Source organism: Rhizobium bangladeshense, assembly GCF_001662075.1.
Lineage (GTDB): Bacteria > Pseudomonadota > Alphaproteobacteria > Rhizobiales > Rhizobiaceae > Rhizobium > Rhizobium bangladeshense_B.
In genome coordinates this window covers 212,694-228,512 of sequence record NZ_LYPL01000002.1, presented here as the reverse complement: position 1 = coordinate 228,512, position 15,819 = coordinate 212,694, and the positions used below count along the sequence as shown (strand labels likewise).

Annotated in this window: 9 protein-coding genes and 2 pseudogenes; 7 read left to right on the top strand and 4 right to left on the bottom strand. The window is 60.3% G+C overall.

The window, feature by feature from the left end; all coding sequences use genetic code 11:
• Nucleotides 1-114: 114 nt before the first annotated feature.
• Nucleotides 115-1,017 (top strand): LysR family transcriptional regulator, encoded by a 903-nt coding sequence (locus A7X77_RS05070; RefSeq protein WP_064681917.1) that lies wholly within the window; start codon nucleotides 115-117, stop codon nucleotides 1,015-1,017.
• Between the two features lie 176 nt (nucleotides 1,018-1,193).
• Here A7X77_RS05070 and A7X77_RS05065 read toward each other — a convergent pair whose 3' ends face one another.
• Entirely contained in the window at nucleotides 1,194-2,081 is an 888-nt protein-coding gene (locus tag A7X77_RS05065) for a branched-chain amino acid aminotransferase (protein WP_064681916.1), read from the bottom strand.
• A 248-nt stretch (nucleotides 2,082-2,329) separates the two neighbouring features.
• Between A7X77_RS05065 and A7X77_RS05060 the strand changes: the two genes are divergently transcribed.
• Nucleotides 2,330-3,373, top strand: coding sequence for a zinc-dependent alcohol dehydrogenase family protein (locus A7X77_RS05060; protein WP_064681915.1), 1,044 nt, complete (start codon nucleotides 2,330-2,332; stop codon nucleotides 3,371-3,373).
• 32 nt (nucleotides 3,374-3,405) lie between these two features.
• Here A7X77_RS05060 and A7X77_RS05055 read toward each other — a convergent pair.
• Both A7X77_RS05055 and A7X77_RS05050 read right to left on the bottom strand, forming a co-directional pair.
• Nucleotides 3,406-3,597 (bottom strand): annotated as a pseudogene (locus A7X77_RS05055) (hypothetical protein); the annotation flags it as partial.
• Nucleotides 3,598-3,662: 65 nt separating this feature from the next.
• Nucleotides 3,663-4,058 carry a response regulator transcription factor gene (locus A7X77_RS05050; RefSeq protein WP_064681913.1) on the bottom strand — a complete coding sequence of 132 codons (396 nt, stop codon included), beginning with the start codon at nucleotides 4,056-4,058 and terminating at the stop codon, nucleotides 3,663-3,665.
• A 410-nt stretch (nucleotides 4,059-4,468) separates the two neighbouring features.
• Between A7X77_RS05050 and A7X77_RS05045 the strand changes: the two genes are divergently transcribed.
• From A7X77_RS05045 to A7X77_RS05025, 3 genes are all read left to right on the top strand, one after another.
• A complete protein-coding gene (locus A7X77_RS05045; protein ID WP_064681912.1) occupies nucleotides 4,469-5,107 on the top strand; it encodes a response regulator transcription factor in 639 nt (212 codons plus the stop codon).
• Nucleotides 5,108-5,973: 866 nt separating this feature from the next.
• Complete coding sequence (locus A7X77_RS05040; RefSeq protein ID WP_064681911.1) at nucleotides 5,974-11,535, top strand: trifunctional serine/threonine-protein kinase/ATP-binding protein/sensor histidine kinase; 5,562 nt, start codon at nucleotides 5,974-5,976, stop codon at nucleotides 11,533-11,535.
• 1,122 nt (nucleotides 11,536-12,657) lie between these two features.
• Nucleotides 12,658-12,876 (top strand): hypothetical protein, encoded by a 219-nt coding sequence (locus A7X77_RS05025; protein ID WP_064681909.1) that lies wholly within the window; start codon nucleotides 12,658-12,660, stop codon nucleotides 12,874-12,876.
• Between the two features lie 323 nt (nucleotides 12,877-13,199).
• Here the strand turns inward: A7X77_RS05025 and A7X77_RS05020 are convergent, their stop codons facing one another.
• Complete coding sequence (locus A7X77_RS05020) at nucleotides 13,200-13,394, bottom strand: hypothetical protein (protein WP_064681908.1); 195 nt, start codon at nucleotides 13,392-13,394, stop codon at nucleotides 13,200-13,202.
• A 417-nt stretch (nucleotides 13,395-13,811) separates the two neighbouring features.
• Between A7X77_RS05020 and A7X77_RS33800 the strand changes: the two are divergent.
• Together A7X77_RS33800 and A7X77_RS05010 are read left to right on the top strand one after the other, a co-directional pair.
• Nucleotides 13,812-14,036: pseudogene (locus tag A7X77_RS33800) on the top strand (hypothetical protein); the annotation flags it as partial.
• A gap of 492 nt (nucleotides 14,037-14,528) precedes the next feature.
• Nucleotides 14,529-15,803 (top strand): hemolysin family protein, encoded by a 1,275-nt coding sequence (locus A7X77_RS05010; RefSeq protein ID WP_064681907.1) that lies wholly within the window; start codon nucleotides 14,529-14,531, stop codon nucleotides 15,801-15,803.
• The last annotated feature ends 16 nt before the right edge of the window (nucleotides 15,804-15,819 follow it).

The following is a 15,819-nucleotide window of genomic DNA, read 5'->3' as shown; positions in this document are numbered from 1 at the left end:
CCCGTTTCGGCGAGGCTTGTGCGATGCGAGGAAAGATGCGCTCTGCCATTCACTTTGATAATCTGCTTATATCGGGAAGGATCATCAACTCTCAGCGGATAATCCGAGGGCAATATGGATCGGCTGACAAGCCTTGCAGTCTTTGGCCGGGTGGTGGAATGCGGCGGTTTTTCCGCCGCCGCGCGCCGGCTCAACATGTCCGTCACCATGGTCGGCAATCATGTGCAATCGCTGGAGGAGCGGCTCGGTGTCAGGCTGCTCAACCGCACGACGCGCAAGGTGAGCCTCACCGAAACCGGCAAATATTATTATGAGCGCTCATCGCAGATCCTCGCCGAGCTCGATGAGGCGGACAGGACGGCCGGCGCGTTGAGCACGACGCCGCGCGGCACGCTGAAGGTCTATACCAGCAGCGCCATCGTGCGTTTCCTGCTGCCCGTGGTCAGCGAATTTATGGAGCTTTATCCGTCGATCGCGCTCGATTTCAGCGTCGGCGAAGGGATGGTCGACATGATCGAGGATGGTTACGACCTGGTGATGCGCACCGTGCCGCCGCCGGACTCCTCGCTCATCGCCCGCAAGCTGACGCCCTGGCGCCATATGCTCGTCTGCTCGCGGGCCTATTTCGAGAGCCACCCGATGCCGAAGACGCCGGCCGAGGTCGCCGATCACAATTGCCTACAATATGCCTATTATCCTTATGGCGACGAATGGCGCTTCGAGGATGGCGATGGCAACAAAGAGAGCGTCAAGATCGGCGGCAACGTCGTCTCCAACAGCGCGGAGATGCTGCGTTTCCTGACGCTGAACGGAAAAGGCATCTTCCTGGCGCCGAGTTTCGTGGTGTTCGACGATATCGCCGAAGGGCGACTGGTGAAGATCATGCCGGACTACCGGCCGGTGGAATTCAACATCAACGCCGTCTATCCCAACCGCAGCCACCTGCCGACCAAGGTGCGGCTGTTTATCGATCTCTTGGCGGAGAGATTTGCGGAACATCGGAGGTGGATGACGTGAGGGGCAGCCATCCGGACTTTAGGCTGCCCTCACAGCAAGAAAATTGCCCCTCACCCTAACCCTCTCCCCGTAAACGGGGCGAGGGGACGTGCCCTGCGAGAGGTGCTTGCGCTTCGGGCGTTCGCCACTGCAATCGATTCACTGGATCGATTGCTCCCGCTTCGCGGGATCGTGGCTCACTCCTCACTCTCGCTTTTGCCGTGGGCCCAGTCCATGTAGAGATCCAGCGCCTTGCGGGTGACCGGGCCTTCCTGGAGGTTGCGGTCGTCGAGGCGGGTGACGCCGACGACCTTGGAATAGTTGCCGGTGGTGAAGATTTCGTCGGCGGCGAGGAAATCCTCGACGGAGAGGGTTGCTTCCGCGACGTCGAAGCCGGCCTTGCGGAGCAGGCCGATGACGCGGGCGCGGGTGATGCCTGCGAGGAAGGTGCGGTTGGCGGCCGGCGTCATCACCACGCCGTCGCGGACCATGAAGACGTTCGAAGAAGCGGTCTCGACGACGTTGCCGTTGAGATCGCGCACCAGCGCATTGTCGAAGCCGCGGCTGCGGGCTTCGGCGATCATGCGGCCGCTGTTGGGATAGAGCGAGCCGGTCTTCGCCTCGGTCATCGCCGTTTCCGGCGACGGGCGGCGATAGGGCGAAACGGTGAGGCTGGTGCCGGCATGGCCGCCCATCGGCGCCTCGAACAGGCAGAGCGCGAAGCGGGTCGATGCCGCATCGACGGAGACGATGCTGCCCGGCGCACCATGTTCGCCCCAATACATCGGCTTGATATAGATCGCCGTCGCGCCGTCGAATCTGCCAACGCCTTCCCAGGCGAGCGCGGCAATCTCCTCGGCCGACTTCACCGGCTTCAGGCCCATGGCGAGCGCCGAGCGGTTGATGCGCTGGCAGTGCAGATCGAGATCCGGGGCGATGCCGTCGAACCAGCGAGCGCCGTCGAAGACCGTGGAGCCGAGCCACATCGCATGCGAGGTCGGCCCGATCAGCGGCGGATTGCCGGGAAGCCATTCCCCGTCGATGTGGGTCCAGGTGGTGGAACGCGGTGATGTATCGACGGCCATTGCTGCTCTCCCTTGCGAATCCGGGAAAGCAAAAGCCCCGGCGGCAAGCCGGGTCAAGGACAAATCCCGGCCGGAAATACGGAAGCAAGAAAATGCCGGGGGACAGCGCCCGGCCGCAATATTCGTGCGCGACAGCTGCAGCGTCGGCGATGGGTACATCAGCAAAAATGATGGAATCTCTGTTGGAATGGCTGCCTGCCGCATGGCATCATGGACGATCGAGCGGAAAGACATGAAGGAGGACGCCGATGAAAGCCATGTATTACGAAGCCTTCGAGCAGGCGCCCGAAATCCGCACCCTGCCCGATCCGACGCCGACAGAGGATGGCGTCGTCATAGAAGTCGGCGCCAGCGGGCTCTGCCGCAGCGACTGGCACGGCTGGATGGGGCACGATCCCGATATCCGCCTGCCGCATGTGCCGGGGCACGAGCTTGCCGGAAAAGTCGTCGCCACCGGCCGCGGTGTGATGCGCTTCAAGGTGGGTGACCGGGTGACCGTGCCTTTCGTTTCCGGCTGCGGCCATTGCAGCGAATGCCATTCCGGCAACCAGCAGATCTGCCCGAACCAGTTCCAGCCGGGCTTCACCCATTGGGGCTCCTTCGCCGAATATGTGGCGATCGACTATGCCGACACCAATCTGGTGCACCTGCCCGATACGATCGACGATGCGACGGCGGCAAGCCTCGGCTGCCGCTTCGCCACCTCGTTTCGCGCCGTCGCCGACCATGCGCGCACCGGACCCGGCGAATGGATCGCCGTGCATGGCTGCGGCGGCGTCGGCCTGTCGGCGATCATGATCGCCACCGCCCTCGGTGCCAATGCGATCGGCATCGATATTTCGGAGGAGAAACTCGCCTTCGCCAGAGAGTGCGGCGCGGTGGCGACGGTCAATGCCTCAAGCGTTGCCGACGTGGCCGAGGCGGTGCGCGAGATCACCAAGGGCGGCGCGCATGTCTCAATCGACGCGCTCGGCCATCCCGTAACCTGCTTCAACTCGATCAAGAACCTGCGCCGCCGCGGCCGGCATGTGCAGGTGGGGCTGATGCTCGCCGAGCACGCGACACCGCAAATCCCGATGGCGCAAGTGATCAGCAACGAGCTGGAGATCTACGGCAGCCACGGCATGCAGGCCTGGCGCTACGACGCCATGCTGTCGATGCTGGCGGCCGGCAAGATCGCGCCGCAGAAGCTGATCGGACGGCGCATCAACCTCGAGGAGGCCGTGCCGGCGCTGATGGCGCTCGACAAGGCGGAGGCGACGGGCATCAGCGTCATTACGCGGTTTTCGTGAGGGCGCGCGCCACAAGTCCCTTCTGCCATCGGTTATGGCCCATCCAGGCGAATAGGCATCGAAAGCCGGGATTTCGGCTTGTCCTTGATCTTGATGATCAGGCGCGGATTGCTGTCGAGCTGGCCGAGGGCGGCAAAGACCGAGTGCCAGTGGATCGAGGTTTCGCCGAGGCTCCAGTCGCGACCGGCATCCTGCAGTTGGAGATGCTGCAGGCAGTTGCCGGCGGGCCCTGAGGCCCAATGCTTGCGGGTCCAAGCAGCGCGTTTTGCCTCTGAAGGTCTTTGCGACCTCATGAACCGCTTTCGCTCTCGCCGTCGAGAGTCAGCGCAGAACGGATGCAATCAAGCAAAATCTGTCCGTTGAACGGTTTTGTCAGGCAGCCAACGACATCAGCCCCCAACGCTGACGCGCCCATATTCTTTTCCGGGAAGGCGGTGATCAGAATAGTCGGAATGCTCTTGCCCAGCGCGACGAGCCTGCGGTGCAGATCGAGTCCGCTCATTCCAGGCATATTGATGTCCGTCACGAGGCAGGCCGTGCGGCGGACATGAGGAGATATCAAGAAATCATCTGCGGATGAAAAGGACTTGGCGTCAAATCCCATCGACCTCATGAGCCCTTTTATAGAGTCGCGCATCGACTCGTCGTCGTCGACGATCGCAATCAAAGGTCTCTTGGTTGACACTGCCGCCTCCCAACTTCGCCGACCGGCATTGTGCCGGATTAGCGTTGTGGCGCGCTTGAATGGATGGATTTAGTATCGAACGGTGACAAAGGCGTCGCAAGCTATACAATCGTATAGCGTGTCTAAGACTTGCGCGACGAGCACGGCATCGCCGGCCATCGACATGCCACGGCAGACAGTTGGGCGCGCAAGCGCTTTTAGGGCCGCCCGCATCTAGCCTTGTGGCCGAGATAATTATCACGCATTCTGGTGTGCGCAAGAAGACCCGTTTCGGCAATAGCGAAGGAGACAGGAGGAGTGTTCTCATCGCGTGACCGGCTCTATGCTGGTTGGCTTCGCCCGCTGCCGCTGCAGTGGGGGGCGATAGTATATATTCCCAAGATGTCGAATCAGCTTGGGAGTTCTGACAATTGACCGAGGCGCCAGCAACCATCATTGTCATCGATGATGACCCGGAGATCCGTGAGGCGCTTGGCAGTCTGCTGCGGTCCGTCGGCTTTGCCGTCAACCTCCTTGCTTCGGTCGGCGACTTCCTCAGGTCTGGGCGACCCAGCGGACCGACCTGTCTCGTGCTCGATGTCCGCCTGCCGGGGCAAAGCGGCCTTGATTTTCAGCTTGAGCTGTCGCGAGAAAATATTCAGCTGCCGATCGTCTTCATCACCGGGCACGGCGACATTCCCATGTCTGTCCAGGCGATGAAAGGCGGCGCCGTCGAGTTCCTAACGAAACCGTTCCGAGACCAGGATTTGCTTGACGCCGTTCACGTCGGCCTGGCGCGTGACCGCGTGTGGCTTGAAAATGAAAGGTCATTGGCGACGGTGCGCGCCCGTTTCGATAGCCTGACGCCGCGGGAGCGCGAGGTGATGGCTTTGGTGGTGACCGGACGGCTCAACAAGCAAATTGCCAGCGATCTAGGCGTGAGCGAGATTACCGTGAAGGTTCACCGCAGCCAAGTCATGCAGAAGATGGGTACCAGATCCCTACCCGAACTCGCTCGTATGGCTGACAAGCTGATGCTCGCGCAGGGAAAGCCGCAAACGCACTCGTAAGGGTCTTGGCTGCGCGTATAGGTTCCCCCCTCCTCATTGGTAATCGATCCGTCCTGGTGGCCAATAGCGCCGGCGGGAGCCCTCCTCTATGATGCAGGCTCCTTTCCTCTTCCACCTCCTCCCGGGCCGTATCGTCCCGATCGGCCAGCCTTGAGCCTCCCTACCCCGGGGAGGCTCCTTTTTGGACTCAGAGCCGGCAGACACTTTCGACGTCAACACCGACAACGAATCGCAACTGACGGTACGACAGGCACGAAGCAAGCCGACGTTGGCGATTTGCTGGCCTTTTATCTTCGGCGACACCGCGGCCGTACCACCTGCCGACTTGCTGGGTTAGACTAGGATAGAGACTGTCGGCCCAGTCGCTGTCGGGCCCCGGATCACGTCGCCGATATGTCAACCGCAGAGCGGAGTTCGCTGATGGGTATCGGTGCCGGTATTCCAAAGTAGCCCAAGACGAAACCACAGTATAATTTCCCGTCGTCCCTTCCATTGCTAGTCTACACGTTGCCTCGGGACAGACAGGCGGCGAATCCCCCCGTTGCTACCACCAAGCTTCGGCGCCTCCTCCATCCGAAGCTCTGCGGGTCCACGACCCGCCTGACCGCCCAGCAGCCGTTGGGCGGTCTTTTCGTAGCGGTGGACCACGTATCGAGCGGGTGGGTGATGGCCGCTCGTTGTTGGGACGAACAGGCGAGATGTGGTAAGAAAGTGGGGGAAGTGGTCCGGTTCGTCATGTGCCCGCTTTGGCCAATTTGACGGACGGATTCCCGAAACGAAAGTGGCAGTGCCAGATGCGACAGGCGAGATGACGAAGTCGGCAAGCAAGCACATCCTCTTTCTTCGGTGTTGCTGGAGATGGGAATTTGGAGGTTCTTTGGGAGGACGGTGATCGCGTATTCCACCGGGAACGGCGCCGGGGTGCCGACGGCAAGTGGAACCCGGTACTGGTCGTGCTTTCGACGATCGAATACCCGGCGTCTTCGAACCTCAACCGCCTCGACCATGAATATGGATTGAAGGATGAGCTCGATAGCGCATGGGCGGTGCGACCGCTTGAATTGGTGCGCGAAGGCGGCCGGACCATGCTGGTGCTTGAAGATCCGGGCGGCGAGCCGCTCGCCGGGCGGCTCGGAATGGCAATGGAAACGGAGCTTTTCCTGCGCCTCGGGGTCGGCATCGCCGCTGCGCTCCGTGGGGCCCATCAGCGCGGTCTCGTCCACAAGGACATCAAACCGGCCAATATCCTAGTAACGGGCACGGGCGCCGAGGTGCGGCTAACAGGCTTTGGGATCGCCTCGCGCCTCTCCCGCGAGCGGCAGACGCACGAGCCGCCCGAAGTGGTCACCGGAACGCTCGCCTATATGGCCCCCGAGCAGACCGGGCGCATGAACCGCTCGATCGATTCTCGCAGCGACCTTTATGCGCTCGGTGTGACGCTCTACGAAATGCTCACCGGCAGCCTGCCGTTCTCCGCCTCCGACCCGATGGAATGGGTGCATTGCCACATTGCACGGCAGCCGACGCCGCCCAACGAGCGGGTGGCGGATGTTTCACCGGCAGTCTCGGCCATCGTCATGAAGCTGCTCGCCAAGACGGCCGAGGAACGATACCAGACGGCAGCCGGCGTCGAGCACGATCTGAGCCACTGTCTCAGCCAATGGGAAATGCAGCACCGGATTGACACATTCCCGCTCGGCGAACGCGACATCCCGGACCGCCTGCTGATTCCCGAGAAGCTTTACGGGCGAGAGCACGAGGTCGAGATCTTGCTCACTGCCTGCGACCGCGTGGTGTCGAGCGGCGCGCCGGAGTTGGTGTTGGTCTCTGGCTATTCCGGCATTGGCAAGTCGGCGGTTGTCAATGAACTCCACAAAGCTCTGGCGCCGCCGCGCGGCCTTTTTGCGTCCGGCAAGTTCGATCAGTATAAGCGCGATATTCCATATGCAACCCTGGCGCAGGCGTTTCAGAGCCTTGTCCGGGAGCTTCTCGCGAAGAGCGACGCCGATTTGGCACTCTGGCGCGAGACGCTAAGGGAGGCCCTTGGACCGAACGGACGGCTGATGGTCGACCTCGTCCCCGAGCTGAAGCTCGTCATCGGCGACCAGCCGCCGATCGCCGAACTTCCGCCGCAGGAGGCGCAACGGCGTTTCGAGCTGGTATTCCGGCGGTTCATCGGTGTCTTCGCCCAGCCGGAGCATCCGCTGGCGCTGTTCCTCGACGATCTCCAGTGGCTCGACGCGGCGACGCTCGATCTGCTTGAAGATCTCTTGACCCGGCCGGATCTGGAACACCTGATGCTGGTTGGAGCCTATCGCGACAACGAAGTCACCGCCGCCCATCCGCTGATGCGGAAGCTTGACGCGATCAAAACCGCCGGCGGCAAGGTAGCGGAGATCACCCTTGCGCCGCTTAGTAAAGACGATCTCCGGCAGTTGATTGCAGATACGCTCCACTGTCAGACCGATCGTGTAGCCCCGCTCGCACAAATGATGCTCGACAAGACCGGCGGCAATCCGTTCTTCGTCCGTCAGTTCCTATTTTCGCTCGCCGAAGAGGGAATGCTCGCCTTCGATCATGACGCGGCATGCTGGTCCTGGGATCTCGGGCGCATTCACGCCAAGGGATACACCGATAACGTCGTGCACCTCATGGTCGGCAAGCTCGAACGCCAGCCGCCCGAAACGCGGGAGGCGCTGCAGCAGTTCGCCTGTCTTGGAAACATGGCCGATATTGCGACGCTTTCGCTCATCCTCGGGATAGCGGAGGAAGATGTCGCCGGCGCCTTATGGCCTGCCGTCGCTCATGAACTGCTAGAACGGTTGGCAGACGCATACCGGTTCGTCCACGATCGCGTTCAGGAAGCCGCCTATTCGCTAATCCCGGAGGAGCGACGCGGCGAGTTGCACCTCCGCATTGGGAGGCTGCTTGCGGCGAAAACTGCGCCGGAGCTGATTGACGATTATGTTTTCGAGATTGTCAGCCAGCTCAATCGGGGAGCCGAACTGATCACCTCAACTAAGGAGCGCGAGCAACTGGCCGAGTTCAATCTGCGGGCCGGCAAGCGCGCAGCGGCGTCGACGGCATACGCCTCGGCACTCAACTATTTTGTTGCAGGCACGACGCTGCTGCCGGAAGACGCGTGGGAGCGCCAGCGCCAGCTGACCTTCGCGCTTGAGCTGAACCGAGCCGAATGCGAATTCCACCTTGGCGCGCTGCCGGACGCGGAAGAGCGATTAGCACAGCTTTCCAATCGTGCTGTCTGCTCCGACGACCAGGCTGCTGTCGCCTGCCTGCGAATCGATCTCTATGCTGCGCTCGGTCAGACCGGCAGGTCGGCCGCGGTCGGTCTCGACCATGTGAGGCAACATCTCGGAATCGACTGGGCGCCGCATCCGGCCGACGAGGAGGTTCAACGAGAATACGACCGAATATGGTCGCAACTCGGGAGCCGCGCGATCGAGGAACTCATTGATCTGCCGTTGATGAGCGACCCAGCATCCTCCTCGACGCTGGATATTCTCACCCGGCTCGTTGGGGCGGTATGGCATACAGATGCGAATCTGGCTTGCATGGCAATCTGCCTGGCTGTGAACCTGAGCCTCGAGCGAGGCAACAGCGACGGCTCGTGCTACCATTATGTGTCGCTTGGCTATATTGCCGGACCGCGCTTCGGCGACTATGAGGCTGGATTCCGGTTTGGTCAGCTAGGCTGCCGTCTGGTCGAAAAGCATGACCTGAAGCGCTTTCAGGCCAGGACTTACAAAGACTTCGGGGCTCACGTCATACCGTGGACGAGACACGTCCGAACCGGCCGCGAGATCTTGCGGCGAGCGCTTGACATCGCCAACCAGAGCGGCGACCTCACGTTCGCCGGATACAGCCATGTCAGTTTGAACTCGAACCTGCTGGCGGCTGGCGATCCGCTTATGGAAGTGCAACGCCAAGCGGAGATTGGCCTCGCGTTCGCGCGGGAGGTGCGGTTCCAGTTTGTAGTAGACCTCGCCAGCGCGCAGCTCGGACTCGTCCGGACACTGCGCGGGTCGACCCGAAAATTCGGCTCCTTTGACGACGACGGATTTGACGAACGTGAGATCGAACATCGGTTTTCCGAGAATCCGAATCTTGCGGAAACCTGTTACTTTGTCAGAAAACTGCAGGCGCGGTTCTTTGCCGGCGATTATGAGGCGGCGGTCGATGCCTCATTGCGGGCGCAGAGGCTGCCATGGACATCGGTGTCCCATTTCGAGGAAACGCCGGAGCATCATTTCTACGGTGCGTTGGCCCGCGCCGCATGCTGCGACTATGCTGTGGCTGAGCCGCGGGCGCGGCATACGGAGGCTCTGGTTGCCCACCACCGACAGCTTCAGATCTATGCGAAGAATTGCCCGGAGAACTTCGAGAACCGAGCCGCGCTGGTCGGCGCCGAAATAGCACGCCTCGAAGGGCGCGAAATCGACGCGGTGCGTCTTTACGAACAAGCGATCCGCTCGGCGCGCGCAAACGGCTTCGTTCATCACGAAGCCCTCGCATATGAACTCGCCGCCCGCTTTTATGCGCAGGGAGGCTTCGAGGATTTCACAGGTCTCTATCTCCGCAATGCGCGTGGCTGCTATCGGCGCTGGGGCGCCGACGGTAAAGTGCGGCAACTTGACCAACTTTATCCTGATCTGAGAGGGGAAGAGCGCGCTCCCTCTCCGACAACCACCATCGGCGCACCGGTCGAACAACTCGATCTCGCAACCGTTATCAAAATCTCGCAAGCTGTGTCGGGCGAGATTGTGCTTCAAAAGCTGATCGACACTGTCTTGCGCACCGCCGTTGAGCAGGCGGGCGCCGAGCGCGGCTTGTTGATCCTGCCGCGTGGCGGTGAGTCACGGATCACGGCAGAAGCCACGACAGGCGGCGAAACGGTCGTGGTGCAGATGCGTGACGAGATCGTGACAGGGATCATCCTGCCGCAATCGCTCCTTCATTATGTCTTGCGCACAAGCGAAAGCGTGGTTCTCGACGACGCCATAGCTCAGAATCCATTTTCCGCGGACCCCTACATTTGTCAGCACCGTACTCGTTCTATTCTCTGTGTGCCGTTGCTCAATCAGGGACAAATTGCCGGGGTACTCTATCTCGAAAACAACCTCGCCCCTCGGGTCTTCGCGCCGGCCAGGATCGCGGTGCTGAAGCTGCTCGCCTCTCAGGCGGCAATCTCACTGGAGAATACCCGGTTGTACAGCGATCTCGCTGAACGCGAAGCCAGGATCCGTCGCCTGGTCAGGGCCAACATCATCGGAATCGTTATCTGGGATATCGAAGGTCGCATTCTTGAGGCCAACGATGCGTTCCTCCGCATGGTGGGATACGACCGAGAGGATCTTGCCTCTGGTCGGCTATGTTGGACGGAACTGACGCCAGCCGAATGGCGCGACCGCGACGCACGGACCATCGCAGAGCTGAAGTTGATCGGGGCAGTCCAACCGTTCGAGAAGGAGTACTTTCGGAAAGATGGCAGCCGTCTGCCCGTGCTGATCGGCAGTGCCCTATTAGAAGAAAGCAGGAACGAAGGTGTCTCTTTCGTCCTCGATTTGACGGAGCGCCGGCAGGCGGAAGAGGCGTTAAGGGAGAGCGAGGGAGCCCTGCGCGAGGCGCTGCGGCAACTGGCCCATGCAAATCGCGTCGCCACAATGGGGCAGCTCACAGCATCCATCGCCCATGAAGTCAATCAACCGCTCGCCGCTTCGCTCACCAACGCCCAGGCGGCCTTGCGTTGGCTCGGTAGCCATCCGCCGAATCTGGAGGAAGTGGCTCAGGCGCTCGGCCGGATCGTCGATAACGCCAATCGAGCCGGCGATGTCATTGGCCGGATCCGCGCCTTGGTCAAGAAGGAGCCCCCTCGCAAGGGGCAGTTCGACCTCAATGAAGCCATTCATCACGTGATTGCCTTGACCGGCAGTGAAGTGCTCCGGCAAGGCATCACGCTGCAGACCGAATTCGCGACGAGCCTCCCGTCCGTGGAAGGAGATCGCGTCCAGGTGCAACAGGTGGTCCTTAATCTAATCATGAACGCCATCGAGGCAATGAGCGACATCGATGCGGAAGAGCGCGAGTTGCTGATCAGTACGGAGACAGGGGCCTCAGGAGGTGTGGTCGTCGGGGTACGCGACACGGGTCCAGGCCTGGACCCGCAGACCATGGACCGTCTTTTTGAGGCCTTCTACACGACAAAATCCAGCGGCATGGGTATGGGCCTGGCGATCTGCCGTTCGATCATCGAGGCTCATGGAGGCCAAATGTGGGCCACCGCCAATGACCCTCGTGGGGCACTGTTTCTGTTCAGCCTGCCTCTCCAACGAGATGAGACCATGGGAGGCGCAACGCCAGCCGACGAAATGGCGGTGTTGGGAAACTGTGTAAGACCAGCACCCGGCTGAAGAACTCGTAGAAAGTAAGTCTCTGAGAAGTCTGAAGGCCTTAGGAAGGGTCTCTCGTCTCCATCACGAGACGAACGAGGTGCCGGAGCTGGATTCACCTTTACGACGCCGCGATCGGGCCGATGGGGTGGTGGAGAGCATCAACATGTCTGCACCAGCTGCCGGGCACCAAGCTCGATGATCCTCAATTCTGGATCCAAGACGCGGCTCGGGCTCAATGCATGGTCGCGGAAATTACCGATGGGGTGAGATTCCCGAGGTCGTCGAGGAGACGGACAAGCCCGGCGGAGTAGCAAAAAAGACTGAACTGGGTTCCAGTAACGTATAGGGTAAAGACAGATCTCGAGGCGTGCAAAGCTTGTCCCCAGGGACACTCGATCGTTTTGCGCGGCATGACGGAAAACATCATCAAATGAGCCTCCAAGTCTGTCGTCGGCCGTGATGAAATGTCTGGCGGCATGTGGAGCGGAGAGCCCGGAGCCCAAGGTCCGGCTTCCCCATATGCGCTGGGAAAAAGCGTCAATGGGACCAGCTCGATTTGGATGCGGTGGAGGTCATGTGTCATGGTGTCAATCCTTAGAAAGAACGCGGAGGAGCGAAGAGGCAAACGGTCCGCCCCATCGGCTCGCCGGCCACCTATCGTTGGCGAACCGGCCTCAAGTCTGTTCTTGATGCTGGCATCACGAGGCGTGATGAACTCCTTCGCGCGCCTGATGACATTGCCGCGCGGGAGAAAGCACCTTGACCGTAACAGTACCCTACTCGACCTGCTATTAATCTTGGGGAAGGATCGGGTAGCGAAGAGAGGGGGATGCCTTATACAGGGGTTTAGGAGGCTCACGTCGGGCCTGCTGCCGAAAATCAGACACCACCCGCTCCTTGCCGATGAGAATGCCCTCGGCCGAGCCGAGCATAGCTCCCTAGGAGCCCGCCTGATGCTGCCTCCGTATAACTTGCGCATACGCAAGTATGATGGCGGATCTACGCTGCTTGTTTTACCTTTTGCTCATGAGTGCTGGCTCCCTCAGGCTGGTCATGTTGGCATCGGCGTCGGCAGCCATTCACCGACGTTGGAACGATGGCCAATTTTCAGGTTCCAAAACCGTTAGGAAGGGACGCAGAATGCCGACGGTATCTCCGACTCCTATCACGCCTCCAGGCGAGCACGTTGTTACCGCCCGAGAAGCGCTTGAGCCCCTCTACGAGAGACTTGAGCTTCACACCGACGCCACCCTGCTGTCGGCGGCAATGGAAGCCGGATGGCCGGCCGACGAGGCAACGAAGGCGCTGGCCGCCCTTAGATTCCAGGACGCCCTCGATATTCTTGGCCGAGGGAATTGAGGTCCAAGCATATCGATGCATCGCCCAACGGCCGAATGAGAGGGATTATCCGAAATTGGATAGCAGATGCCACCGCAACCGAAAGCGAAAAAGTTACGCGCTTTCGGACGCAGATAGGGCCTTGGCAGTGGGTTGGGAACCCTGGGTTTGCCGTGCTCAGTCACGCCAACGCCAATTTTGATGATCATCCAAACGACGGCTGCATTCTCCACAGCGAATTCAGTTTCAGCGTCCAAATGAACGCACTTGTCAAAAGACGTCGAGATCAACGTTTTCAGTCTGTCGGAGCGCCATGCGAGCACGCCGGTCATCGACCATTGCTTCTAACATCGTTCGGCAAAACTCCAGAGGTTCTCTTGGTTGCCACGATTTAGTAGATCGACCAAGTTTTCGGCCTCCTCGGCGGTGAGCATGTCCATGACAAAACCATCGATGATGGCCGGCTGGCCGATGACCTTATCGAACACAGTCCAGTAAATATTGAGGTTCTTGCAACAGCTATATCTCTGCGCTGCCATCGTGAACGGCCTCCGTGTGGTAACGACTTTCGCCAATCTTGAGCGGTCTAAAAGACATGACTGCCCGGCGGCTCTTGGACATCTGCGAGGCTCGTGACGCCAGTCGCCAGCTCGGCAGAGGAAGAGGGCCCGCATTCAGCGGATGGTAAAGGAACCGTTGCACCACAAAGAGTTAGGCGGCTCGTTGCCTTTAAGAAGGCGCTCACAATAGAGCATTTTTGTACCCGCCGATGAAGAGATGCATTGGAATCAGGAATGCTATCTATTGGTATAGCCTTCCAAAAGCTCGCACCGTCCTCCCTTGACGGCGAGCGGCACGTGGTGCCGCGGCTTGCACCTAGTTCCGCTCGAAGCTGTCTGGATGACCAATTCTAAGCGGCCTGCTGCCAGCCAAAAGTCTTGCACGTTCGGACTTCGGTGCTGCTTTATGCACTGGTCGCCCAGATGCGGCTGATCTCATCCCTGCGGTCGTGGACGCGGCCGCACTGGCAATGGCAAGGATCGTCGAAACCTGTTGACGCCCAATCGCTCGCTCCCCGAAATCAGGGACCTTGCCCGTTCCGGCGCGATGAACTTTCTCCTCGATTTTGGCAAGGCCGCCGGACAGAATTGGCGACAGGGCGCCTGACTCCCCGACGATAGGATTTTGTGAACTCGGCGGCAAAGCTATCGCCAGCTTTTGGCGCACACCAGATGCGAAAGAGGCGCGATTGCGGCCGCACCTCTACGCCGCCGTACGTCGATTGGCGATAGCCGGAATTTCCCCCACAATTCTCAAATTGAACGCGGTGCTGCCCCCATTTTCAAAACTGTCACATCGAAACACTATATGGATTTTCGCCGGCGCCTCTTGCGCCGAAAGCCTTTCACCGCCAAAATTGTGCCATGCCTGACAGCGACCCATCCAGTACAAGCTCCGCCCGCTCAAACCGAGACATTTCGCCCCAAGATGCCGGCGATCACTTCAGGCGGCATGACAAGGTCCGCCGCACCTCGGTTCGATCAGGGCTCGCGCAGAGAAGGTCGCTTGTGAAAGTTTTGCCGATAGGCGATGCCTTGATATAGCGTCTCGTCGCGCGCCTCGCTGCGTCGCCTCCCGACTGCGGCATTACAACCTCAACGAATAGGGTCCCTGTGTTTCTGGAAATTGGAATTGTGGCGTTTCTCACCATCCTGAATGGTGTGCTCGCCATGTCTGAGCTCGCCGTCGTGTCGTCTCGGACAGCTCGCCTGAAGGTTCTCTCCGACAATGGCAGCAAGGGTGCGGCCCAGGCCATCAAACTTGCCGAACACCCCGGCCGCTTTCTCTCCACGGTTCAGATCGGCATCACGCTGGTCGGCGTTCTCTCAGGCGCCTTCTCAGGGGCCACCCTCGGCGGCCGTCTGTCCGGATGGCTGGAAGCACAGGGAATGTCATCGGCGGCTGCCGACGCTGTCGGCGTCGGTTCGGTCGTCGTCGCCATCACCTATCTTTCGCTCATCGTCGGCGAACTTGTGCCAAAGCAGATCGCGTTGCGGGAACCCGAAGCCGTCGCGGCGAAGGTCGCACCCGCCATGGCGGTGCTTTCAAAAATCGCCTTGCCCCTGGTATGGCTTCTGAACGCCTCCGGAAACCTGGTTCTCAAGCTGCTGGGCCAGACAGGAAAAAGCGGCGATAACGTCTCCGACGAGGAGATCAAAACAGTTCTGGCCGAGGCGCAGTCCGCCGGCGTGATCGAAAGCGAAGAGTCGGCGATGATTTCAGGCGTCATGCGGCTGGCGGATCGCACCGCCCGAGCGCTGATGACGCCTCGGCGCGACGTCGAAATCATCGATATCGACGACAGCCTTGACGAGATTCGCGAACAGTTGCACCGGACGAAGCGGTCCCGGCTGCCCGTTCGCAAGGGCAGTTCGGACGAGGTGATCGGCATTCTTCCGGTCAAGGATTTCTACGATTCGATGTCCGAACACGGCAGCGTCGATATCAAGGCCCTAACGCAAGACGTTCCTGTGGTTTCAGACCTTTCAACCGCCATTCATGTGATCGAAGCGATCCGGAAATCGCCGGTCCACATGGTGCTGGTTTTTGACGAATACGGCCATTTCGAGGGAATTGTTTCGTCGGGCGACATTCTGGAAGCGATCATGGGCGCTTTGCAGGAGGGACCCGTCGACGAGCAGGCCATTGCTCGCCGGGATGACGGCTCCTACCTTGTGTCCGGCTGGACGCCGATCGACGAATTCGCCGAGTTCCTGAATCTCAAGCTCGATGACGATCTCGAATATCAGACCGTGGCCGGCCTGGTGCTGGAAGAACTGAAACATCTGCCGGAACTGGGTGAGAGCTTCACGCGAGACGGATGGCGCTTTGAAGTCATCGATCTCGACGGCAGGCGCGTGGACAAGATACTTGTGTCTGCGGCGTGAAAGCCGGCGCCTTGTG

Excerpts from the sequence above, each read along its gene's own strand:
- A7X77_RS05025 (WP_064681909.1), top strand. The coding sequence starts at position 12,658 with ATGCCGACGGTATCTCCGACTCCTATCACGCCTCCAGGCGAGCACGTT.
- A7X77_RS05020 (WP_064681908.1), bottom strand. The coding sequence starts at position 13,394 with ATGGCAGCGCAGAGATATAGCTGTTGCAAGAACCTCAATATTTACTGG.
- A7X77_RS05065 (WP_064681916.1), bottom strand. The coding sequence starts at position 2,081 with ATGGCCGTCGATACATCACCGCGTTCCACCACCTGGACCCACATCGAC.
- A7X77_RS05060 (WP_064681915.1), top strand. The coding sequence starts at position 2,330 with ATGAAAGCCATGTATTACGAAGCCTTCGAGCAGGCGCCCGAAATCCGC.
- A7X77_RS05070 (WP_064681917.1), top strand. The coding sequence starts at position 115 with ATGGATCGGCTGACAAGCCTTGCAGTCTTTGGCCGGGTGGTGGAATGC.